Genomic DNA, 22,499 nt, shown 5'->3' on the forward strand with positions numbered 1-22,499 from the left:
AATTTGTATATTCAAATTTTATTAAAATCTTGTAGTGCGGGCTGTTAGCCCGCTAGAAAAATATAAATTAAATGTGCGACAGCTTAATACCATTTCCATTGAAAGATGTTTATTATTAGCCCACAAAAGTGGGCTTTGTTTATTTAGTCTCAGACTTACAGTTTGAGGGTTATTATTTGGGATTTTGTTAATCTAAAATACATTGTTTTTCACTACACAATGCAATCTAATTTATATTCAATTAAATTAATTGTTTTTATCAGTACAAAGTTTAATTATTATAGCTAAATTTAACTGCACTGTAACCAAAAACTGTTGTTATTTAATATTTTGATATGTTAACTTATAAGTGTGAACAAGTCATTAAAAGGTCGCATTTACGACAAAATAAAAAGGGTGCGAATAGAAGAAGGCATAAATGAATCGAGAAGTTTAATGGTATATCTTACTAGTTATTAATCCTTGTATCCTTAAATAGCACAGAATAATCATAGAGTTTGGATACGGAAAAGTCAATACAATTATTATTCCTCACATTCTTCAAATTAATTCCAAAAATTAATTCCAATCTGTATTTTCAGGTCAAGGTTATAGAAACCTCGAAGTTGTGAGTAAATATTGTATCTACGACCGCTGCGAGATAATCGAATGCGAGCTAATTGACGCTTACACTTATCTACGAGATTTTCTCAATGCTGCCATTTGAATTTGTAGTAATTGGTAAACCAGTTTCTCACCAAGCAAAAGAACGCAAGCGCGTTAATGATTGGAAGAAATTAGTTCGTGAAACTGCTGAATCTTATTGGAATCAAAAAACTCCTTTAGGAGATTATGTCCAAGTAATTATTACGCATTATTATGATGCAGATCCCTGCGACGAATCAGCCGTTCCAGACAGCGACAATATAGTAAAGCCTGTCAGGGATGCTTTAAATGGTTTGATTTATGTTGATGATTATCAGATTACTGATTTCATCAGTCGTCGTCGCAACCTCAACGGTTCTTTTAGAATCAAAGGTATTTCTCCAGCTTTAGCAGAAGGGTTTTCTAACGGTGAAGAATTTCTACATATTAAAGTAGAATCTGCACCAGACCCTGGAGATTTATCTTAATAAAGATAATCAGAGGGTCATCTACCTTGGATTTCATGTTAAATAAGTGTGAGAAAATTATCTTAAAATGCGCTGATTATTATTTATGAAAGGTGCATTTTTTAGTCTTTTTTTAAAAGAAAAACTATTATTAAAACTTCATGAATCTAGGGAACATTTTCATAAAAACTGCAATCAATTGCAATATATTTAACAGTACTATTTCGATAGGTTTGCTCTATAATAAGTAAAGCGATTGATACTTCACCGGAGCAACTCTGAGTAATAGATATGAGCTATCAGGACAATCAAAATCCATTAGAATATCGGCGACTTCTAAAGCTTGCTAAAGAATATCGTGAGCAAGGTTATTCAGTTACCATCAATCCATCCCCGGAAAAGCTACCTAGGGTATTGGCTGATTGTTCGCTTGATTTGATAGCTGTAAATGATCAAAAGGTTGTTGCTGCGAAAGTGAGAACCCGACAAAATCTCAGTTGTAACGGCTCTGAAGATTTACGCAGGATTAGTAGATCGGTACAGCAGCTTCCCGGCTGGGAGTTTGAATTAGTAGTGACAAATTCGCGTACAAAAGCTAGCTAAATTATTTTTAGTTTTGGTTATTTTTCAAAAATTTGATTGGTAGCGTTTAGCTATATCCCTGCCTGAATGATAGTTTTATTTGTGCTTCTACTTCTTACTTATAATATTTTGGGGTTATTATAGGGAGCTTTCCCATGTCTATAATTTTATAAGTCATCAGTCAGGAAGGATATGGCTGATGACTTATTACTATGTATCGAGCAAAGGTATAAACTTTTTAATTAAACCAATTGTGACTCCAGGTAATTCCAATTGAGGTGTCAGTCCAACCGAATCTAATTGTTGAAAAATTTTAATGGCTTGGGGATTCATTTGGGCAAGACGATGACCGATTTCTGGCCCAGTAAATTGCGATTTTTGTCCCCAAATAATTGCTGTAGGAATTGTTAATTGTTGAATGTATTGCGATAAATCAAAGCACAAATCTCCACGTACAAAAGACAAAGCCGCATATTCTGCATTTGGCTGTTTTGCAGACTCTAAATAAGCTTCTACAATTTCTTGATAAACTCGATCGGAACTACCAAATTGTCGTTGTTCCAAAAAGCTGCGAATACCACCGCTAGTAGCAACCCCCGTACTATAAATCAATTTATCCAGAATTGGTGTACTAACTAACTGTGCGAAAAAGCTACGGGAATAGTTTTCACCAAAATCAGAAAGTCCTGCTGGAGTAGTTAGAATCAAAGATTTGAATAATTCCGGATGAGCGATCGCAACGCGAATTGTAAATGCTGCGGTTAGAGAAGAAGCAATTACCTTAACCCCACCATTACAGGTTTGCTGTAAAAATTCCCCAATCGTAGTTAAGTAATCGTCAATTTGGTAATTTCGTTCTGGATGTTCCGACTCACCCCAACCAATCAAATCTGGGGCAATAATGCGATATTCTGCTGCAAAGGCTGGATAAACTTTTGACCATTCATAAGCAGAAGATCCACCACCAAATCCGTGTAGGAATACCAAAGTTTCTTTGTCTGTACTCGTAGCCTTATCCTGCCAAGGAAACCCTGTATTGGTATAGTAAATCATCCTACCTAATGATGTATTTACTGAGTCACGCTCAAATCCCAATGGCTGAAACATAAGTATTTTTTTTAATTGTGTCGCGTTATGAGTGGCGTGGGTGAGAATTATTAACCCTTAATTTAATTATCAGCTAAATCTTCACATAATAACTTCTTACTTTAGAGAGATTAAGCAGATGTAAATTTACGGTGCTACTTGTAAAGATTTAGTGTTTATTTTCTGAGCAAATGAAATTTTTAAGCTTGTAAATACTATACTTTCGTCAATAATACTGGTATTTAATATAACTATTATTTAAGATTAGCATTGAGAATTTTATGATAGTCTATCAGAAACATCACCGATAGAAATGAACGTCAACAAAACTTAGAACATTCCTTACTGATAGTGTAATTGTTCTTAAGGCTGCTTGTTGATTGAGTCGCTTGCAAGCTATTAAATCCAATGCAGTCCGGAAAGAAGCAATTATTCTCTGTATGATTAGTAATTTTGATTTTTATCTGAGCAATGGTAAAACAGGCTTATATTCGACCGGGTGTACCAACGCTTGAGGAGCCTTTGTTTAAGTTTAACAACCTTAATGATTATTCTCAAAGTTATACACCAACTTATTCAAATTTAAGATGTCCGCAGAATGATACAATAAATTCCTCTCTAGCTGATTGTGTTCTTTTAGAGCTAGATAATTTAAAGTGTTTTGAAGTGGTGGAACGTCAATATGAGAGTCGAGGCGTGATTTTTCATAATTGTATCGCCATCGAACCTTCAAATCCGGCATTCCCGCCCCATTCTGGTGTAGTAGTATTAATGGGTTCGCCCCATAGCGGATTGTTAGAAGCGACTTTTGTGCGTCCCGTCAACTTCGTTAGTGCTTTTGTTACCAGTTCCCAGCGATTGGTATTATCCGCTTATGATCGCGATCGCCAACTGTTAAATCAAGCAGTATTACCCTCCGGTAATCTTGCTAACTCCGACTCAGGGATAGCCCCGAATGTTTTATTATCCGTATCGGCTCAGAATATTCATTCTGTTAGCTTCCGGGCTTTTGATGGTCAATTTACCATTGACGATTTAGGTTTTCGTTATTAACCTTGCCAATAGCAAATTTTACTGATAGATTTTCTGATAAATCTGGTAAATACTATTGTAGATTCTAGTTTTTTAATAGAAAACTATACCCAACAGTAAATCTTTAAATATTGGTAGGTAAGTAACGTGTCGCAATTGGCTTCGTCTTCTTGGCAGCGATTGATCAAAAATATCCCATTCAAGGAACTTCCGCAGTTAAAGACACAAGCCACAAAAAGACGAATATTGCAACATAGAAACCCAGTCCAGTTTCTTTGGTTCCTGACAATTCTCGTTGCCATGGTTTTGTGGAACCCCAAGTTATTATTTTCTTGCGGTGCGGGCGGTTTCGTGATGTTATTAGTATATTCGATGCCGCAGTGGGATTGGTCACAATTTTGGTGTAGAACAAGTAATTTTCTGCAAACAACTCGCGGACGTTTAGTATTATCGGTAACTAGTGGTTTATTTGCTTGCTTAGGCACTTATATCGCAGCAACAATTTGCGTGAACTCCAACAACATTTGGATTGCTGCGGGTGCGATCGCCCAAGGTTTAGCAATCGTAATAATTTTAATTTTATTAGCATGGTTGCCCATAAGCTTATATGGAAATCAAGAACAACTGGAATTAGAACAGTTGTTGGACTATTTGATAGACACAGATCCCCTCAAACGTATGATTGGTTTGCGTAAGTTAACAAAGTTAGCAACTCGTCAACAGCTTGAGTCAGAGACTAAGCAATATATTATTGAATGCTTGCAACTCTTGTTAACAAAGGAATCAATTGCAGCAATTAGAGATGCAGCTTTTGATAGCTTACAAGCATTGGAACCAGAACAAAAAGCTGTGTCAACGAACATGAAAACTTTAGTACCTTTGTCTGTTAAAGTCAAAAATCGTGTTTTATATTAAATAGGTAATGGGTAATGGGTAATGGGTAATGGGTAATGGGTAATGGGTAATGGGTAATGGGTAATGGGTAGTAAAATCTTACTCTTAACTCCGGTGGTACTAACTCCTTTAAGTACGGCATACACAAAACCCCCGAATATGTAAAATCTTACTCTTAACTCCGGTGCTACTAACTCCTAACTCCGGTGGTACTAACTCTTAACTCCTAACTCTTAACTCCTAACTCCCAACTCAAAACTCAAAACTCAAAACTCAAAACTCAAAACTCAAAACTCAAAACTCCTAACTCCTAACTCCTAACTCCTAACTCTTCGTATACTTTTCCGCCACATACTTTTACTACTCGGCGATCGCAACGTCTTACCAAGTGTTCGTCATGGGTAGTAACAATTACTGTAGCCCCAAAGGAATTTAACTTACTTAATATTTGGATTATTTGCCAAGAATTATCTGGATCTAGATTTCCGGTTGGTTCATCTGCTAAAAGCAAGGGTGGAGTTGCGACAATTGCTCGTGCCATACTTACCCGTTGTTGCTCTCCTCCAGAAAGATGATCGGGAAAACAATTAGCTTTACTCAATAAACCGACTAACTTTAAAGTAGGTTCCAAACGTCTTTGAATTTCCTTGCGGGTGTAGCCTTGAGCTTGCAAAACCACAGAAATATTTTCCTTTACCGTTCGCTGAGGGATTAATTTGTAGTCTTGGAAAACAATACCAATACGTCGTCGCAATAAAGACAAACCATCACCACGTAACTTTGCCACATTGCGATCGTCAACAATCACCTCTCCCTGGGTTGCTAATTCTTCACCATACAGCAGTTTGAGCAGAGTGGATTTACCAGAACCACTAGGTCCGGTAATAAATACAAATTCCCCTTTCTTGACGTTTAAGTTAGCATCTACTAAAGCATCCGCTGCATTAACATAGCTTTTTGTCACAGAACGCAGCTGAACCATAAAATTACTGCTACTGTCTTTACCTTTGTTTTCTTGAGGAAAATCAGTAGATTTATCAATTGTGTTGTTATTCGCGATCGCCGACATTGCGGTTTATTGGGATTAAATAAAAAATTGAATACCAAATAAGTATTCCCAGAACAAGCCTGGGAATATCAAATCTTTATTAAAAGGTCATCCGATTTTGGATTTTGGATTTTGGATTTTGGATTAACCCCACGAATCAATGCGAGGGCTTAGGAATTTGAGATGAAGGGATTGACGATTGGTTCCAGGTATAAATCCGGGGTTTGTACCATCAAGGAATGATTGGTCAAAGGTTAGAGATCAAAATTCCCTACTCCCTACTCCCTTTTCCTAAGAAAAACTCAAGCACCTTTGGTTTTTACACCGTAAATTAAGGCTTTCCAAGCAAATTTAGGTAAAGCTAACATCCGTCGCCATCGCCAAGGTTCTTGATAAAGACGATATAGCCATTCTAAATTATTATCACCCAACCAAGCCGGAGCGCGAGTTTTGGCTCCTGACCAAATATCAAAACTACCACCGACACCAATCCAAATAGCTTGGGGACACAAATGACGGTTTTGTTCGATCCATAATTCTTGACGTGGTACTCCCAAACCCACATAAATAAGTTGCGGTTGTAGTTGAGACAGAGTAGAGTGCAGCTGTTGTTCTTCTTCTGGGGAATGATAGCCTGAGTGAGTTCCCACTATATTCAAACGGGCAATTTGTTCTTGCCAGAATTGTGCTGCTGCTGCTGCGGTTCCGGGCTTTCCTCCGTAGAAAAATACTGTTGAATCAGGAGAATTTTGTCCAATTTCCCGTAATAGTGCTTCTGCTAGTTCAATTCCTGGAATTCGACTTACATCTTGCTTTAAAAGTAATCGTAAATATAAAACTATCCCAGCACCGTCGGGAATTACTAAGTCCGCAGCTTTGATTATAGTCGCGAGAGTTTCATTTCGCTCCGCTTGCATGGTCATTTCTGCATTCAGAGTCACTACATGAGTTCCTATTCTCTGCTGCAAGCGTTCTAATAAGTAGCCTGGGTAATTTGTCGTTAAATGAATCGGTAGTCCCAAAACCGACATTTTTTTAGGCGGTTTAATCATGCTCTAATCTAGATTCGCCTCACACCAAGTTTTATCGAAGTTAGTTTATCAAATTTGTTCCTTAATTGTTTGTGTTGCATTTGTGGATATAGCTTGTTTAATTGCTGTAATCACAAAATTAATTATTTTAATTATAATTTGTAGTTTAGCTTACTAAATATTTATCGCCATAAAAGTCACTATAAATACTTAAATATTTGAGATAATCATATATTTTAAAACTTTGTATTTTAAGTAGTACTTTTAGATACCCGATTAAACAAGCCATTGCAAATAAACTAACAACATCTTCCAAAACGCCGGTATAATTTTCACAAAGGAGATCAACGTAGTAATCAAAATACACTTGATTCCAACTGGGAGTCTATACCTTTTCAAACACAAATACGATTGATAGGGTAAGATTAACTACTTATAGGGATTAGTTAACGAACTCTAATTAATATAGTCGTATACTTTAATTCTAATCGTATTAGATTCTTTTTATCAGGCGTACTTAACTCAGATTGTATATTTATCGCATTTGCTATATGGGTTGTGAATACCTTATTGATAAGATATCAACCATCCCTCGTGAGTTTTATGCCATTAAGAGTACAGATGTAAAGGAAACTGTATCTTAATAGACTTTTTATTAAACTCAATTTTACAGTTAATAGTTTAACGGGCAGAAAGTTACCATGACTAAAATTCGCGTTGCTTTAATTGAAGACCACGATCTCACCCGTTTGGGTATTCGGACTGCATTACAGCGAAATGTTGATTTTGAAGTAGTAGGAGAAGCAAATAATGCTACCGATGGACTCAAAATATTAAAAGCGCTGCAACCGGATGTGGCAATTGTAGATATTGGTTTACCCGATATTGATGGGATTGAATTAACCAGAGAAGCCAAGTCCACAGCACCGGGATTGCTAACTAAAATCCTGATTTTAACTTTACGAGATAGTAAAGAAGCCGTGCTTGCAGCTTTCGCTGCTGGTGCAGATTCCTACTGCATGAAGGATAAATATGATAATTTGCTCGAAGCCGTGCGCCATACTCACAATGGTAACTCTTGGATTGACCCGGCGATCGCCCGCATTGTTTTGCAGCAAGCACAAGAAAATCCACCAGGTTCAAAAGTTTCGGATGGTAATAAATTTGCGGAAAAATACGACTTTAACAATGCTAGAGAAGAAGACAGTATTGATCCCTATACTCTTACTGAAAGAGAATTAGAAGTATTGCAGTTAATTGTAGAAGGTTGTAGTAACGCCATTATCGCCGAAAGACTCTACATTACGGTGGGAACTGTTAAAACTCACGTCCGCAATATTTTGAACAAGTTATGCGCTGATGATCGCACTCAAGCAGCAGTCCGCGCTTTGCGTTCGGGATTAGTAGGATAAAGTTGAAATTAAGGTTTCTCTGAGTATTTTTTAAGGATATTAGAGATAAATTTACTACCCGCATAGTTAATTCTATGTTAAGAATGTGGGGGGGATGTTAATAACTACCTTTTTGTTCCAGGCTGAATTGCAAGGCAAGATAAAATTTATACATTCTTGCCTATGAAAAATATATGAAAATAAAAGTCAATTATGACTGAAATTGAGGCAGGCAAACTCAAATTAATGGTGGTGGATGACGAGCTAGATAACCTAGATTTACTCTACCGCACTTTTAGGCGAGAATTTAAAGTATACAAGGCAAGTGATGCTCGTACTGCTCTGGAGATTCTAGACAAAGAAGGCGAAATGGCTGTAATTATCTCTGACCAAAGAATGCCAGAGATGAACGGTACAGAATTTTTCGGTCTTACGGTAGAGCGTTTTCCGGATACCATTCGGATTTTGCTTACAGGCTTTACTGATGTCGAAGATTTAGTTGATGCGATTAATTCGGGTCAGGTATTTCGCTACATTACTAAGCCTTGGAAACCAGATCAACTGCGTTCGCTGGTCGATCAAGCTACCCAAATTTATCGGTTAGTCAAAAAAAGAACTTTAAGTTTACGCCGTTCTCTGAGGCGAGAATCTTTAGTTAATGCAGTTACAACAGCGATTCGGGAATCTCTAGATTATCCTAGTATGCTGCAAAAAATTGTGTCAACAATTGGACAAACTTTTGAAGCGACTTGTTGCGTACTTAAACCGATTGAAGGAGAACAATTAGCATCAGAGGAGTTTTTCTACCAGGATCATAACGCTGTTGTTGAAAATTGCTGCTTTAATCCCAGTACTTTAATGGAAAAAGTTCTTGTCAGCCGTAATTACGAATTATCAGAATTTACTTCTGATAATGGCGAAGTTTACCAGCAATTAGCTGTACCGCTGATTTATCAACAAGATTTACAAGCAGTATTGGCTCTCCATCAACAGCGATGCGATACCCAAAAAGCAACTCTGGGAACTTATGGCAATTGGCAACATGAAGACATAGAACTAATTTCCGGTGTTGCCGAACAAGCTGCATTAGCTCTTTCTCAAGCAAAACTTTATCAGAACCTCCAACAAAAGCAAAAACAGATTCATGCCGAATTGGAAGTTGCGCGTCAAATTCAGCATAATTTGCTACGCCAAACTTTACCTGAAATCGAAGGAGTCAGGGTACAAGCTTGCTGCTATCCAGCACGGGAAGTTGGTGGAGACTTTTTTGAAGTTTTTGTTCATCCCAAGGGAGATTTATGGTTGGCTGTAGGTGACGTTTCTGGTAAAGGTGTTCCTGCTGCACTGTTTATGGCTAGTGCAATATCAGTATTGCGTCGAGAATTATCTCAAGAAACGCCTCCAATGCCAAATATAGTCATGAAAAATTTAAATCAAGCTTTAGGCGATGACCTGGTAAGCAATAATTATTTTATTACTTTGGTATTGGCTCGTTATACAAGCGCTACCAAGCAATTAGTGTACGCTAATGCCGGTCATATTTACCCAATAGTTTGCTCGCAAAAAGATTCTCACTTAGACGAACCAAATTTTCTCAAAGTACGTGGAATTCCTTTGGGTATATTACCCAATTGGGAAGCAAATTTTGGGGAATTAATTCTTGCTCAGTCAGATACTTTGCTACTTGCAAGCGATGGAATTACTGAAGCTCAAGTTTCAATCACAAGTAATTTGAGTAAAGAATTATCTAATGTAGAATCGTCAACACGCTCTATGCTTAACCAAGAAGGACTTTGGCAATTATTGCTTGAACAAGAGAAACCACTTAGTTTGAACAAATTGCTCAACCGTATCCATCTTGATACCGAAGTCCAAGAAGATGACCAAACTATACTTTCACTGGAGATTTTATAAACTATGAAAAGCGAGCTTCACGTACCAAGTGACTTGAAGTTTTTAAGCATTGTGGAAAGCTGGCTGCTTGGATGCTTAGAAGTGGAATTAGGAGAATCGGTTGATTGGACTCGACAATCAAATCGTTTACGCTTAGTTTTAGTCGAAGCTTACTCCAATGTAGTGCGTCACGCTCATAAAGAAAAGCCATCTGCCCCAATTTTGATTCGTTTGGAACTAAAAAAAAGGGATTTAGCTTTAGAAGTTTGGGACAAAGGTGAGGGTTATGATATGTCTCATTATTCTCCTCCTAGTCCTATGGAAAAACAAGAAGGTGGTTATGGCTGGCTGATTATGAACCGTTTAATGGACAAAGTAGAGTATGAATTACAAGTTAATGGCGGTAATTGTCTGAAGTTAGAAGCTAGTTTGCCTGAAACAGTACAAGAAGCTCAAGAAAAAGTTCAAAATTAATTTAAATTAATTTAACTATAGTTCGCTCTCACTCCGTCAATTGACAAACTATTTTATATATTAGAAGTCGGGTTTTCGGATAAATATCGTACAGAAAACGGCTAATAAGTAGACTTTTTTACCACAGCACAAAATCTCAAATAGATACTCAGCGTAACTTAGCGTTCAACTCAGCCTTCCTTTGCGTTTCAAAGTCAACTGCTCAAACTTTTCTAGTATAAACATGATGAAAACTCGACTTCTCACCCGACAAAGTTAACAATACTTCACCAAGATAATAACTTTTACTAAGTTTATTTGGTTAATAGCTGTGAATCATGAAACAATTACATAATTGCTCTATTTTTGATCGGTTAATTCAGCCCGGTCAAAATCATTTAAATACCTTACTGTAGTTATTAACGATGCCTATGCAAGCCTCGTTTTGTCTTTCACCGCGCTACCGATTAGATGATGAGTTACCTTGGTTAGAGGGAATAGATCCCAGCCGTCATTATTGGATTAAGGTAAATAGCGATCATAATTTAACAGTGGCAATTCCCGGATTACTGACTTCTTCTATCGATGAAATGAAGCAGGCAATCAGAAAGTTTCGCTCACTTAAACCCGGAGAACAAATAAATTTAATCAGAGCTGCGAGTAGTTGTAAAATCTACTGTATTAGCCTCAACTGTTACGCAATCGAAGCAGAAATCAATAATGCTTTAGTTTGGCATTTATTTGACCAAGAGACCTTAGATAGTCTATTAATGAGCGCTCATCCAGACTGGCAATGTGCGGCTGCCGATATCGAATTAGGACGGAGATTATTAGTACGTTCCTTAGAGCGAGCAACAGCAAACAAAAGTTAGTTATTAGTTATTAATGGTTTTTGGCTGTTAATTATCAAAAAAAACTGTTTAATGTGCTTGATATTCGCTAATTTTCAAGTATTACCGCCGTAAGGAAAGTAATTCTTGGGGAGAAGCTAAAAGTTTGATTTTTACATCCAAAATTTGCAGATTTTCATTTAAAGCAAACACCCAAGATACATTGACACCAAACCAAGGAGTTTCTACCTTACCTACAACTTGAATTTGGGTTAGGTTGTCTTCTAGAGTTTCGCTTACACCTTCACGAGGATAAGCTTTAATATCAATTGCTTCCTTGCGTAAGTAGCTTAAAATCGCATCCCTCCCAGTAATCCCAGATTCAAAAGGGGGATGCATTACACAGTCTTCTGCAAACAACGAAGCGGTTTTTTCGTAATTGCCTGCATTTAAACTTTCAAAGTATTGCTGTATAGTTACTTCACTGATTTCTGTAATTTCGGTAGATTTCCATTCAATTGCACTCATAAAATTAGCTGTATTAGTCGCTGATAAGAAAAAAAATATTTACTAATTAAATTTATTAATTAAATATTATTTAAATAAAATATCAAAGCTAGCTGCTCAGACACGTGCTTCAGAAATAATTGTACTATAAATTAAGTAATCAAGTCCTGATTATTCACTTCTGAGTTATCTAACTGCTGCCTACTCCTTATTTAAACAAAATTATTGCAAGGTGGATAATAGATAATAATCTCCACCCCACAATCTACGGTTATTTTAGATTAAAACAGATAAGTTTGATATCCAGACATAGGGTTGAAAAATTGCCTGTTATCGTCGCAAAATTCAAAAATATAGCTTTCCTCGAAAGCGTCTTAATCAGCTAAAGGATCAACACCCATATCAGTTACAATTTTACGAAGAACAGTAATTTGTTGACCAAAATCAAGTTCTTTGAGAGCTTGCAAAACTTGTGAGCCATCACGAGACAATTGATAATTAGATGGCATTGCGACAACAAAACCTTTAACCATCAACTCTGATAATTCATACCAGAAAGCTAACTTTGTATTAGCACTAAGAATACCGTAAGAGCGAGCAACTTGGGTATTATTTTTCGCAGCTAAATCACGCATTACCTGTAGCTGTTCCTTGGGAGACATTTGGATGATTTGATGGAGCAAACCTTCTGCTAGCTGTAAACGTGCTGCACCTGTAGCAGCAGGAGTTATAGAACGTCCCATTTCAGTATATGCAAACCAAAGCACCGCTAACTGGTCATCCACCGAGAGGCTTTTGAAAACATTTACAGTGGAATTTACTGCATCAACTAACTGAGTATCGTAGTTGAAAGCGTTAGAAGAACCGTTCCGTATTGAATCTGTAGAGAAAGTCATGATAGCACCAACTTTTGTAAACTTCGTAGCGAAATATTTGTTTTAAGAAGGCTTCCTTTGTATGTTGCTTTACCTTCCACTGATTATTTTGCATTAAAAATTTACAAATTGCAAATAAAATTTACAAATAGGTTAATTAAGAAATATAAAACAGGGGATCATAATGGTGGTATAAATTAGGGGTGCGCTTTTCGGGCAAATATTAAAATAAGATAAATGAATCAATTGTCCTCCCTTAGCAGCAGACAAATTAAGGAAAAAGCGCTAGAGCTAGGGTTTCATAAAGTTGGAATAGCGGCTGCAACCTTTACAGATACTCAGGCGCAGAGATTGCAAGCATGGTTAGCCCTTGGATATCATGCCGATATGGAATGGATGGGAAATCCGAATCGTCAAAATATTAAATTAGTGATGCCAGAAGCGCGATCGCTAATTTGTGTCGCTTTAAATTACTATACAGAGCATCAACGTCCCGAAGGAAACGAATACGGAAAAATTTCTCGTTATGGGTGGGGAAGGGATTATCACAAAGTCATGCAAAAAAAATTGAAAGCACTCTCAATTTGGTTGCAGTCATTAGGTGAAGGAATCGAAACCAAATACTATGTAGATACAGGGCCAATTCAAGATAAAGTTTGGGCGCAACAAGCGGGGATCGGTTGGATTGCCAAAAACGGCAATGTAATTACCAGAGAATATGGTTCTTGGGTATTTTTAGGAGAAATATTGACAAATCTGGAATTAACTCCAGATACTCCCCACACCGAACATTGTGGAACCTGTACTCGGTGTATTGAAAGCTGTCCCACCGATGCAATTACACAGCCATTTATAGTAGATGCCAATCGGTGTATTGCTTATCATACAATTGAAAATCGGGATGAAAAATTACCCGAAAATATCGCCGAAAATATGCAAGGTTGGGTTGCGGGTTGTGATATTTGTCAAGATGTATGTCCTTGGAATCAACGTTTTGCTACTACAACCGACGTAGAAGAATTTCAGCCCTACCCTGGGAATATTGCTCCCAAGCTGATAGAATTAGCCACAATCACGAATGAAAAGTGGGACAAGCAATTTACGGCTTCAGCGTTACGACGAATTAAGCCACAAATGTTACAACGAAATGCCCGTGCTAATCTTGAAGCATCCCGTCAACCCAGAGAATGACCCAGAAAGTAATTATTTTTGATTTTGATGGTACGATTGCCGATACAGTAGATGCCTTAGTAACTATTGCCAATGGTTTAGCTGTAGAGTTTAGTTATGCACAAATTACTTCAGAAGAACTTGTAATACTTAGAAATTTAACTTCTAGAGAAATTTTTAAGTATTCTGGGATTCCTTTATTCAAAATACCTTTTCTACTCAAGAAGGTTAAGAGAGAGTTAAAAAACAAAATTCCCGAACTCAAACCAATTCTAGGAATTCAAGAAGCTTTGATAGAACTCAAAGACAACGGGAATAGGTTAGGTATTATCACTTCTAATTCTAAAGGTAACGTCAAAGAATTTCTCAAAATAAATAATATGGATAGTTTATTCGAGTTTATCCATACCGGAGTGACAATTTTTGGTAAAACCACGATAATCAACAACGTTTTGAGGCAAAAACAGCTAAAAACTCAAGAAGTTATATATGTTGGAGATGAAACTAGAGATATAGAAGCTTCAAAAAAGGCTAATATTCGAGTAATTAGTGTAACTTGGGGTTTTAATTCAGAAGAAGCATTAGCAAAACAGAATCCAGATTTTTTAATTGATCATCCCCAAGAATTAGTCGAAGTTATTAAAAATATTTGTTAGAAAATGGATGAAGGGACAAGGGGATAGTTGATAATTGTTAATACTTTTTGACCTTTGACCTCTAACCTTTGACCTTTTATTAAAGTCCAAAGTTGTATCTCAGTGTAGGTAGTTCTCTAATTAGATATTTACTCAGCAATTAAAACGTCAGATACTCTACCATAAAGATTCAATGACTTTTTAGCGATCGCGATTCCATTATGTCTGTTAATTCTGTAGTTTCTGCTTCTAAACCCCCCGTTCCTCAGATCCAAAAAATTCCTATCCCTCCTTTGTTAGGAGCATCTTTGTCAGAACTAACCGATTGGGTGCAGCAACAAGAACAACCAGCCTACAGAGGAAAACAGTTGCATCAGTGGATATACCAAAGAGCCGCTCGTTCTTTGACTGATATTACTGTATTTTCCAAACAGTGGCGGGAATCTGTCGCAGAAATCCCAGTCGGACGTTCTACTTTGCACCACCGTTCTACGGCTCCCGACGGTACCGTAAAATATCTTTTACAACTAATTGACGGGGAAATTGTAGAAACCGTTGGGATTCCCACTTTTAAAAAATGGGGAAAAAATAATCGACAAGCAGGCAATTCAGAAGATTTAGAACGGTTAACGGTTTGCGTTTCTACTCAAGTCGGTTGCCCGATGGCTTGCGATTTCTGTGCTACTGGTAAAGGAGTCTACAAGCGCAATCTAGCTCGTCACGAAATTGTAGATCAAGTTTTAACCGTACAGGAAGACTTTGGACACCGGGTTACTCATATCGTATTTATGGGTATGGGTGAACCTTTATTAAATGTTGATAATACTTTAAGCTCTATTCAATGCCTTAATAAAGATGTGGGAATCGGACAACGTAACTTAACGCTTTCTACGGTGGGTATTCCTGGACGTATTCGTCACCTTGCAAAACATCGTCTACAAATCACTCTTGCTGTCAGTCTCCACGCACCCAATCAAGAATTGCGAGAAGAAATTATTCCTAGCGCTCATAAATATCAAATTGAAGAGTTACTTGCGGAATGTCGCGATTATGTAGAAATGACCGGACGACGTGTATCTTTTGAATATATTCTGCTTGCTGGTGTAAACGACCTTCCAGAACACGCTCACCAACTATCACGACAATTACGCGGATTTCAAAGTCACGTAAATTTGATACCTTATAATCCCATCCAAGAAGCAGACTATAAGCGTCCCAACTACGAACGCATTCAAGCTTTTGTACAAGCTTTAGAAAAGCATCATATTGCCCACAGCGTTCGTTATTCCCGTGGTTTAGAAGCAGACGCTGCTTGTGGACAATTACGTGCCAGTAATAAATAGGATGGGGTGATGGGGGAGATGGGGAGATGGGGAGAAATAAATAACAACTGTCAACTAACTCCTAACTCCCGTAGAGACGTAGCAATGCTACGTCTCTACAACTCCTAACAATGCCTTTTTTTTTACTTATTTGCGTAAATACCGGGTGCGTAGGCTTCAATCACTCTTCCGGTACGGGTACAGTTAATCATTAAATAATCGCAATTTGCACATTGAGTCCGACATATTTGGCTTTCAGAAATATGATGTCTTTCGCATTTGCTCCCACAGTTAGGACAACAAACTTTCTGTATTGTGATCATTTTTAAACCTCTTTTTGTAATACTTTGGATAAATTGGTGTTATTTTCGGTTGCTTAATTTTCAGATGCTGCATTCACATTTATTTTATAGATATTACATAGAATTTACTTTGAGACCTGTACGGTAAAGCAAGATTTAGATTTATTTTTGATTATCTTCCTATTGAGACCGTTTGCCATCCAACCTTAGATACAAAAGTCATCGACTGAAAGCGATTTATATCTTTTTTTTGAGTGATCCTTGCTTGTCATCCTTTGAGACCGCTTGATTTATCGTCATTACAGAATAGCCTGATTACATTTATAATCGGGAAAAACATTATTATTTTTTAAGCAAGTTGAATTTACAATATTTTTATAGTTAAAATAACGAAATATAAAGATAAGGTCTCGAATAATTTGGGGCTAAAAATCGTCATATAGATGAAAATTGAGCAAAATTGAGAAGATATTCCCAAATTTCAATCTGGGACAGATTTGTTTGATTTGTTAATCTAGTGGTAGGTAATGGGTAATGGATAGTAAATAATGGGTAATTGATAGCTGATTTGTTCAGTTATAAGTTACCCATCATTTTTTTATTGGTTTAAATGTTGGATGTTCAAGAATCCTCAATGGGACTTGTTACCGTTTATTTCGAGTACAGGTTCGTAGTTGCGTTAGGGAAGCGGCTGCGTAGCAGCTTTTATCGCTGTAAATTAAGGGCGCGCATCCCAAGTAAAAGCCATGATAATTAATGTAGTGGAATACTACGATATGTTCCAATACAGTTCAGTTAAGGATATAAATAAATTAATTTAATTAATTAATTAATTAATTACCGCAAACAAAACAGATCGACTTTTTTGGAAGGGGCTTGGGGGAGAATCCCCCAAGTCTTGGTTCTCAATAAATTGATTGACGGACAACCTTAACTGAACCGTATTGCGATATGTTCTTGAAAAATTGAGATTCTCCCAAAATAATCGTTTTCTCCCCTACAAATGCATAAGTTTTCCGTCAAATTACATTTCATCTTCGACCAATTTTTCAATATACTTTTGCACAAGAGGAACTTGAAAACTAATACGGATTGTTTCCGAACCATTAACAACAACCGTTTCTCTTTGTAAAATCTCTTTACGAATTAACGAACGCACTATCATTTTATCCGCTTTATTTTTCAATTGAGGTTGTTGCCCTTCAACTAAACGATAAAGTAAATTTAGTTCATCATTAGTAAAACTTTTTCGTAATTCCCGAAAATACTGCTCGGCTCGTCTAAGCACTATGGGAATAACCCGTCCAACATCTGCTTGAGAGATTTTTGATTTGTCTATATTTCTTTGATTTTCTCTAATATCGCGGTTAATAATTTCCACTAATTCATAACACATTAGCTGGACAAAAAAGGGCTGGCAATGAGTTAGATAAATAATATTTTCTACAGCCGCATCTTCATAAATATCATCAGCAAAATCATCTATGGGGTGTAATATCAATTCGCGAGCTTCTGACTTGCTTAAATATGTAATTAAAAGAGAATGAGTATTGATTAAATAATCACTCCAGTAATCGGGAAGTTCTTCTAAATGATGGGAGCCACTGAACAATAAAATCCAATTTGAGCGATGTTGTAAAATGTGACGGAAAAAATTTAGCGGAGCTCGACTATTTGTCGTTTCGATAAATTCCTTTAGCCGCTCATATTCATCTAGACATAAGAGAAATCGCTTTTGAGGAAAAGTGGTTTCGACATCTCCCAACCAGTACTGTAATGCAATAAATGGGTCTTTTTCCAGCTTTTCTTGATTAGGAACAGGTAAGATTAAAGGTAGGGGTAATCGTCTTGCAGCTTCAGTCATTTGACGTACCAAATCTTCTGCAAAACCTGTTAAAGTTATTGCCGATGCTGCTCCTTGTATATCTACTAATAAAGGTATTAAATCCGCTCCGATCTTATAAGGTAAATATTTTAAAGCCGAGGTTTTACCACTACGTCGCCCACCATATAGTAATAACACTGGAGGATCGACTTCAAGTGCGGAAGTTTGAATTTCGCGAAATAAATCAATCCGTCCTTTGAAACGCTGCTTTGCTGTGTGGGGTTCTAAAGCATTTCCGGCTATGTAAACTTGTCGAACTTCTTCAGATTCTAGCGCACGCTCTCTCAATGTCTTTTGAGCTGTTAATAAAATTGTTTTCCAATTTTGAGTAATACTTGCCACATTAGTAGCCATCTGAGGATTTTTAATCGAAGAAATGCTATTTAACAGTGATTCTAATCCAGCAATTGGTTTATCTAAAAATTTGTACTGAAGATAAGGAGAAGTTTCTTTATATGATTTACGGACATCTTGACTAATATCGAGCAAGCGACGAATTACCCAATCAATTTCTTTGGAAAAATCAGAGGGAATCCAATTTAATTGATTTAGTACTTCTGCAATATCGCGTAAAGTTTTACATTTATTCAGATAATCTAACGCAATTTGTATAATTGCCTTATTCGCTGTTTTTTGTTGGTTTGTAGAAGTAATTAAATATTTAATGATATCATTAGTCATTAGTGGTTCTTCTTTGTGAGCTTTGACAATTATTCGTACCATAAAAGGTAAAGGAAAAAGTATTCGTTCATTGTTGCAAGGTGGAAGTAATCTAAGTGAAGATGCTGTTTTTCCTAATCCTAATTTATACCTAATATATATACCAGTTACCCATACCAATTCTATTAACCACCAAATTACTGGGATGAAAAGAAAAAGTATGGCGATCGCGATCGCCCAAGTATTATTCTCATGATTAAACAAACCAGGTACTACACCCAAAGCGACACCAGCTGTAACCCCTACAGCTACTCCGGAAGCCACACCAGACGCTAAAAGCCAAGCTAATCGCCAAAATAAAGTTCCAGCAACAACCACAGCTTTCTGTGGTGAGCCTACAAATAAAAACCCTAAAAGTATAATCCATGCAATAATCCAGGCAACACCCCAACGGATTCCCAAAGAAACACCCCAAGCTACTCCCAACCAAATTCCTAATGCTAAATATCCAGTTGATTTCAGCAACAATCCTAAATATTCAGATTGTTTCAAGTAATCAATTAGGGGATTTAAGAAATTAACTTCTTTTGGTATCAAAATACTGATAATAGCGACAACAAAACAAATCCAAAAAGACCGCTCAAACAACTTTTCTAAGTTTTTATTTCTACCGCGAGCCAACCACAAACCTATCCACCAACCAGGTATAAACCAAAAACTTATTGATGATATAGGAATATTGAAGCTGATATAAATTATCCCTGCGAGTAATACGATTAAAGTCGGTACAATGGCAGTTATCCACCAAACCTGTTGTGCGTAACGATGCAAACGAGGATTGCTGTGAAATTCAGCTTTCATTACAAATGGATTATCTATGGCTTCTAATTGCGGATCAATATCTCGCAACCATTTTGCAAAAGTATAATGTTTAAAATAAGCCCAATACAGAATACGAACACATTCACCAACATATCTCCACAACTGAGGAAAGGAAATGGGTTTGGTCATGGTTATTATTTTATACCTAGAACTGTTTTTAAAATCTCGATAAAATCATCCAAATTGATGCGATTGAATACAACAAGAATTACCGCTAGAATTATCACCATACCAATCACACTTTTAGCGGAATTTTCCACAAAGTTTGCACATATGCCGATAAAAGTAATAAGTTTCCATAGCCATTTTGGTAGCCCATTAAATCTATATACTTTTAATTCTGATTGATAGTTAGAAACCTGATTTTTAAACTGCTTTTTCGCCCATTTAATATCTTTTCCTGCTTGACGTGCTTCATATAAATAATAGCCAGCAAGTTGTATAAAATAAGGATGACGTTTGCCCCATTGCTGCACTAAATTTTGTTCTTGTTCTGTTAATGCAGGTTTTTTTGATTGAGAATTGACTGGTAAACGAGTCAGTTTAATTGCTTCGTCTGTAGTTAATTCTTCTAATTTAATTACGTGTCCAACATTAAAAAAACTTGACACTAATCGCTGTTCTTTAGCATGAACGTCAAGTTCTTTGCATGAAGCTATAACTAGCATCAAAGCGCTATCATCCATCAAAGAGCGCAAATTATCATAAAAACCGTTACCAAATTCTCTTCTATTGGCAAAAAGACTTTCAAAATCATCTAAACACAAAACTGGTAGCAACCCTTGTCTCTTAAACTCTTTAATCGCTTGGGAAAATGCTACACGATCAAGGGGTGTTTTTTGCAATAATGCCACTAATTTAGGCTGTATCTGCACACTAAGACAACTCAACAACTTCTGTGCTATTGCTTGATAAAAATTGTTTTCTTTCTGACAATTGGCATTTTTGAGCGATAGATAAATAACCACATAATTTTGTGGTTGCGAGATTCGCTGTTCCCAAGTTAGAAAGAAATAATACAGTAAAGAAGATTTTCCAATCTGATGTGAGCCAACAATATTTAGGCTTGTTGGCTGCGAACCACCCATTCTGCTAACAATAGCCCGTAATTCCTGCTCGCGTCCCACAAACAGATCGGGATTTTGCAACGTCGGACCTGCAACAAAGGGATTGGAATGATTCATCCTGAGTTGTATTAGTAACTTTTGAGACTCACTATAATTTTTCTACTGAGAAAAGCTTGCTAATCAAATCACAAACTTCGCATTTGTTATTAGAAAAAGTCTCAATTCCCACAAAAATAAACTCAATTGCTACACAACAAATTAAAAAAAGCTTTTGAAGAGTCACAAGCAAAAGTAAAAATACTCTAAAATATTGCTTTATAATTGCAATAATTGAATATGATGTAAAATTTATCAATAATAATTAATTATGTTGTAATGTGATACAAAATTCTGCATTGCTGGTTCAATATTGTATAGCATTTGTTGGCTATATAACTATTCATGCTCTGCAAAATCTCAATAATCTTCAAACTTTATACTATTAGTCAAATTGTTGTAATCCGAGCTAAAAACTTACATGAGTTCTCAGGAAACTGATGCAAAAAGCGTTGCGTCATCAAAATTATGGCGTAGCTTACGAGAAAATCTGATTCTAATAACCATCGCGTTGGTATTAGCATTCTTGATTCGGACTTTTATAGCCGAACCCCGTTACATCCCTTCAGATTCGATGCTACCAACTTTGCATACAGGCGATAGACTGGTTGTTGAAAAAATTTCCTATAGATTTAATTCTCCCAAATTTGGCGATATCATAGTTTTTCAACCACCCCCAGAATTACAGCGTCGTGGATATCCCGAAGATCAAGCTTTTATTAAGCGTGTGATTGGTACTCCCGGAGATACCCTACAAATTGATGACGGTAAGGTTTATCTTAATGCTAAAAAATTAGAAGAAGACTATATAAAAGAACCACCCTCCCAACCTTTTCCCCTCATACAAGTTCCTCCGAATCAATATTTTATGATGGGTGATAATCGTAACGATAGTAACGACTCTCGCTATTGGGGCTTTTTACCCAAAGAAAATATGATTGGTAAGGCAACTTTTCGCTTTTGGCCTCTTGATAGAATTGGGTTTATCTAAAAATAATAGCAATGCTCATATTGGTTAGGAGACCATATTTTGTTCTTAAGGCAACAGGGAACAGGGAACTCTTAAGGCGAAATGTTCTAACAATTGTGGCTACTGCTAATAGAGCCAAACTGCGTAAATGACAGAAGTCGGGTTTGTCGGAAAATTTGTCACGGTGTTACAGATTCTCTTACTAATAACCCGACTTCTCAAACTCCTGGCTGGATTTAAAACCGCAAGTAATACATTAACTGAGCGAGTGTTTCACCAGATAAATTCAACCGCTTCTGAAAATCAACTATATTGCGATAGAGTCCAAACTGATTTCGATTATCTATTACTGCTTGTGCTAAAGAAGAATCGATAAAAGGTACTTTTAATAGATTGTCAACTGTTGCTGTATTAGGATTTACAACATAGGTAATAGTATCTAAAGATTCGTCATCATAGTAACCAAAAATTAAAATTGTCTCTAAAGGTTTTAATCGCTGTGCCGGTAAACTTAAGGCTGCGGCAATATCTTCTACACAGTAAAATTTCACACCTGTCTGTGCAAGTTGTACAAGCGTCCGCGCTTGATGTATGGACAAACCCGGTAAGCGCAACCAATCATCAACAGTAGCTTGATTCGCGTCAATCCGGATACCAAGCTGAACCGCGATCGCAATTTCTTCCCCCGATTTTAATCGATAATAAGGGTCATTAAGCAGTTGCTGACGCAGTTTTTGCATCTTGGAATTAAGTCGGGGTAGCCAGTTGGGGTTCATGGAAGGGGATGGGGGGATGGG

General features: G+C 36.8%; 20 protein-coding genes. 12 read left to right on the top strand and 8 right to left on the bottom strand.

Translation table 11 applies throughout. The features are described from left to right. Nucleotides 1-692 precede the first annotated feature (692 nt). Complete coding sequence (locus IQ247_RS18700) at nucleotides 693-1,112, top strand: RusA family crossover junction endodeoxyribonuclease (RefSeq protein ID WP_193922603.1); 420 nt, start codon at nucleotides 693-695, stop codon at nucleotides 1,110-1,112. A gap of 270 nt (nucleotides 1,113-1,382) precedes the next feature. Next, complete coding sequence (locus IQ247_RS18705; RefSeq protein WP_193922604.1) at nucleotides 1,383-1,694, top strand: hypothetical protein; 312 nt, start codon at nucleotides 1,383-1,385, stop codon at nucleotides 1,692-1,694. 189 nt (nucleotides 1,695-1,883) lie between these two features. Here the strand turns inward: IQ247_RS18705 and IQ247_RS18710 are convergent, their stop codons facing one another. Then, on the bottom strand, nucleotides 1,884-2,780 hold the full coding sequence (locus IQ247_RS18710; protein ID WP_193922605.1) for an alpha/beta fold hydrolase: 897 nt from the start codon (nucleotides 2,778-2,780) through the stop codon (nucleotides 1,884-1,886). Nucleotides 2,781-3,230: 450 nt separating this feature from the next. Between IQ247_RS18710 and IQ247_RS18715 the strand changes: the two genes are divergently transcribed. Together IQ247_RS18715 and IQ247_RS18720 are read left to right on the top strand one after the other, a co-directional pair. After that, the gene (locus IQ247_RS18715; protein ID WP_193922606.1) at nucleotides 3,231-3,812 is read left to right on the top strand and encodes a hypothetical protein; all 582 of its coding nucleotides are present in this window, start codon (nucleotides 3,231-3,233) and stop codon (nucleotides 3,810-3,812) included. Nucleotides 3,813-3,938: 126 nt separating this feature from the next. Continuing rightward, entirely contained in the window at nucleotides 3,939-4,706 is a 768-nt protein-coding gene (locus tag IQ247_RS18720; protein WP_193922608.1) for an armadillo-type fold-containing protein, read from the top strand. A 289-nt stretch (nucleotides 4,707-4,995) separates the two neighbouring features. Here IQ247_RS18720 and ftsE read toward each other — a convergent pair whose 3' ends face one another. Then, a complete protein-coding gene (ftsE, locus tag IQ247_RS18725) occupies nucleotides 4,996-5,754 on the bottom strand; it encodes a cell division ATP-binding protein FtsE (RefSeq protein WP_193922609.1) in 759 nt (252 codons plus the stop codon). Between the two features lie 281 nt (nucleotides 5,755-6,035). Continuing rightward, nucleotides 6,036-6,785 carry a WecB/TagA/CpsF family glycosyltransferase gene (locus tag IQ247_RS18730; RefSeq protein WP_193922610.1) on the bottom strand — a complete coding sequence of 250 codons (750 nt, stop codon included), beginning with the start codon at nucleotides 6,783-6,785 and terminating at the stop codon, nucleotides 6,036-6,038. Nucleotides 6,786-7,465: 680 nt separating this feature from the next. On the opposite strand from IQ247_RS18730, the gene IQ247_RS18735 reads away from it, so the two are divergent. The 4 genes from IQ247_RS18735 (at nucleotide 7,466) to IQ247_RS18750 (ending at nucleotide 11,373) form a co-directional block, all read left to right on the top strand. After that, nucleotides 7,466-8,176, top strand: coding sequence for a response regulator transcription factor (locus IQ247_RS18735; RefSeq protein WP_193922611.1), 711 nt, complete (start codon nucleotides 7,466-7,468; stop codon nucleotides 8,174-8,176). Nucleotides 8,177-8,368: 192 nt separating this feature from the next. Next, nucleotides 8,369-10,069, top strand: a complete 1,701-nt coding sequence (locus IQ247_RS18740; RefSeq protein ID WP_193922612.1) for a SpoIIE family protein phosphatase — start codon at nucleotides 8,369-8,371, stop codon at nucleotides 10,067-10,069. A 3-nt stretch (nucleotides 10,070-10,072) separates the two neighbouring features. After that, on the top strand, nucleotides 10,073-10,522 hold the full coding sequence (locus IQ247_RS18745; protein ID WP_193922613.1) for an ATP-binding protein: 450 nt from the start codon (nucleotides 10,073-10,075) through the stop codon (nucleotides 10,520-10,522). A 404-nt stretch (nucleotides 10,523-10,926) separates the two neighbouring features. Beyond that, entirely contained in the window at nucleotides 10,927-11,373 is a 447-nt protein-coding gene (locus IQ247_RS18750) for a hypothetical protein (protein ID WP_228059858.1), read from the top strand. Between the two features lie 81 nt (nucleotides 11,374-11,454). On the opposite strand, the gene IQ247_RS18755 is transcribed toward IQ247_RS18750, so the two are convergent. Both IQ247_RS18755 and IQ247_RS18760 read right to left on the bottom strand, forming a co-directional pair. Further along, nucleotides 11,455-11,859 (bottom strand): nuclear transport factor 2 family protein, encoded by a 405-nt coding sequence (locus IQ247_RS18755; RefSeq protein WP_193922614.1) that lies wholly within the window; start codon nucleotides 11,857-11,859, stop codon nucleotides 11,455-11,457. A 353-nt stretch (nucleotides 11,860-12,212) separates the two neighbouring features. After that, complete coding sequence (locus tag IQ247_RS18760) at nucleotides 12,213-12,734, bottom strand: orange carotenoid protein N-terminal domain-containing protein (protein ID WP_193922615.1); 522 nt, start codon at nucleotides 12,732-12,734, stop codon at nucleotides 12,213-12,215. Nucleotides 12,735-12,950: 216 nt separating this feature from the next. On the opposite strand from IQ247_RS18760, the gene queG reads away from it, so the two are divergent. From queG to rlmN, 3 genes are all read left to right on the top strand, one after another. Further along, a complete protein-coding gene (gene queG / locus IQ247_RS18765) occupies nucleotides 12,951-13,904 on the top strand; it encodes a tRNA epoxyqueuosine(34) reductase QueG (RefSeq protein ID WP_193922616.1) in 954 nt (317 codons plus the stop codon). After that, nucleotides 13,901-14,539 (top strand): HAD-IA family hydrolase, encoded by a 639-nt coding sequence (locus IQ247_RS18770; protein ID WP_193922617.1) that lies wholly within the window; start codon nucleotides 13,901-13,903, stop codon nucleotides 14,537-14,539. The genes queG and IQ247_RS18770 overlap by 4 nt, the downstream gene beginning before the upstream one ends. Nucleotides 14,540-14,739: 200 nt before the next feature. Beyond that, the gene (rlmN, locus tag IQ247_RS18775) at nucleotides 14,740-15,861 is read left to right on the top strand and encodes a dual-specificity RNA methyltransferase RlmN (RefSeq protein WP_193922619.1); all 1,122 of its coding nucleotides are present in this window, start codon (nucleotides 14,740-14,742) and stop codon (nucleotides 15,859-15,861) included. Between the two features lie 1,305 nt (nucleotides 15,862-17,166). Here the strand turns inward: rlmN and IQ247_RS18785 are convergent. Together IQ247_RS18785 and IQ247_RS18790 are read right to left on the bottom strand one after the other, a co-directional pair. Beyond that, nucleotides 17,167-19,698, bottom strand: a complete 2,532-nt coding sequence (locus IQ247_RS18785) for an AAA family ATPase (protein WP_193922621.1) — start codon at nucleotides 19,696-19,698, stop codon at nucleotides 17,167-17,169. Between the two features lie 5 nt (nucleotides 19,699-19,703). Further along, nucleotides 19,704-20,753 carry an AAA-like domain-containing protein gene (locus tag IQ247_RS18790; RefSeq protein WP_193922622.1) on the bottom strand — a complete coding sequence of 350 codons (1,050 nt, stop codon included), beginning with the start codon at nucleotides 20,751-20,753 and terminating at the stop codon, nucleotides 19,704-19,706. A 400-nt stretch (nucleotides 20,754-21,153) separates the two neighbouring features. Between IQ247_RS18790 and lepB the strand changes: the two genes are divergently transcribed. Then, a complete protein-coding gene (gene lepB / locus IQ247_RS18795; RefSeq protein ID WP_193922623.1) occupies nucleotides 21,154-21,723 on the top strand; it encodes a signal peptidase I in 570 nt (189 codons plus the stop codon). Between the two features lie 215 nt (nucleotides 21,724-21,938). Here the strand turns inward: lepB and IQ247_RS18800 are convergent. Next, nucleotides 21,939-22,499 (bottom strand): ComEA family DNA-binding protein (locus IQ247_RS18800; protein WP_322745527.1); only part of this gene is annotated, 561 nt, incomplete at its 5' end.

This window comes from Plectonema cf. radiosum LEGE 06105 (assembly GCF_015207665.1).
GTDB lineage: Bacteria > Cyanobacteriota > Cyanobacteriia > Cyanobacteriales > Nostocaceae > Rivularia > Rivularia radiosa_A.

What these genes read in the sequence shown, in the direction of transcription:
- IQ247_RS18730 (WP_193922610.1), bottom strand. Translation starts at nt 6,785, where the DNA reads ATGATTAAACCGCCTAAAAAAATGTCGGTTTTGGGACTACCGATTCAT.
- IQ247_RS18790 (WP_193922622.1), bottom strand. Translation starts at nt 20,753, where the DNA reads ATGAATCATTCCAATCCCTTTGTTGCAGGTCCGACGTTGCAAAATCCC.
- IQ247_RS18770 (WP_193922617.1), top strand. Translation starts at nt 13,901, where the DNA reads ATGACCCAGAAAGTAATTATTTTTGATTTTGATGGTACGATTGCCGAT.
- lepB (WP_193922623.1), top strand. Translation starts at nt 21,154, where the DNA reads ATGAGTTCTCAGGAAACTGATGCAAAAAGCGTTGCGTCATCAAAATTA.
- IQ247_RS18710 (WP_193922605.1), bottom strand. Translation starts at nt 2,780, where the DNA reads ATGTTTCAGCCATTGGGATTTGAGCGTGACTCAGTAAATACATCATTA.
- queG (WP_193922616.1), top strand. Translation starts at nt 12,951, where the DNA reads ATGAATCAATTGTCCTCCCTTAGCAGCAGACAAATTAAGGAAAAAGCG.
- IQ247_RS18745 (WP_193922613.1), top strand. Translation starts at nt 10,073, where the DNA reads ATGAAAAGCGAGCTTCACGTACCAAGTGACTTGAAGTTTTTAAGCATT.
- ftsE (WP_193922609.1), bottom strand. Translation starts at nt 5,754, where the DNA reads ATGTCGGCGATCGCGAATAACAACACAATTGATAAATCTACTGATTTT.
- IQ247_RS18715 (WP_193922606.1), top strand. Translation starts at nt 3,231, where the DNA reads ATGGTAAAACAGGCTTATATTCGACCGGGTGTACCAACGCTTGAGGAG.
- IQ247_RS18750 (WP_228059858.1), top strand. Translation starts at nt 10,927, where the DNA reads ATGCCTATGCAAGCCTCGTTTTGTCTTTCACCGCGCTACCGATTAGAT.
- rlmN (WP_193922619.1), top strand. Translation starts at nt 14,740, where the DNA reads ATGTCTGTTAATTCTGTAGTTTCTGCTTCTAAACCCCCCGTTCCTCAG.
- IQ247_RS18735 (WP_193922611.1), top strand. Translation starts at nt 7,466, where the DNA reads ATGACTAAAATTCGCGTTGCTTTAATTGAAGACCACGATCTCACCCGT.
- IQ247_RS18755 (WP_193922614.1), bottom strand. Translation starts at nt 11,859, where the DNA reads ATGAGTGCAATTGAATGGAAATCTACCGAAATTACAGAAATCAGTGAA.
- IQ247_RS18760 (WP_193922615.1), bottom strand. Translation starts at nt 12,734, where the DNA reads ATGACTTTCTCTACAGATTCAATACGGAACGGTTCTTCTAACGCTTTC.
- IQ247_RS18785 (WP_193922621.1), bottom strand. Translation starts at nt 19,698, where the DNA reads ATGACCAAACCCATTTCCTTTCCTCAGTTGTGGAGATATGTTGGTGAA.
- IQ247_RS18740 (WP_193922612.1), top strand. Translation starts at nt 8,369, where the DNA reads ATGACTGAAATTGAGGCAGGCAAACTCAAATTAATGGTGGTGGATGAC.
- IQ247_RS18705 (WP_193922604.1), top strand. Translation starts at nt 1,383, where the DNA reads ATGAGCTATCAGGACAATCAAAATCCATTAGAATATCGGCGACTTCTA.
- IQ247_RS18700 (WP_193922603.1), top strand. Translation starts at nt 693, where the DNA reads ATGCTGCCATTTGAATTTGTAGTAATTGGTAAACCAGTTTCTCACCAA.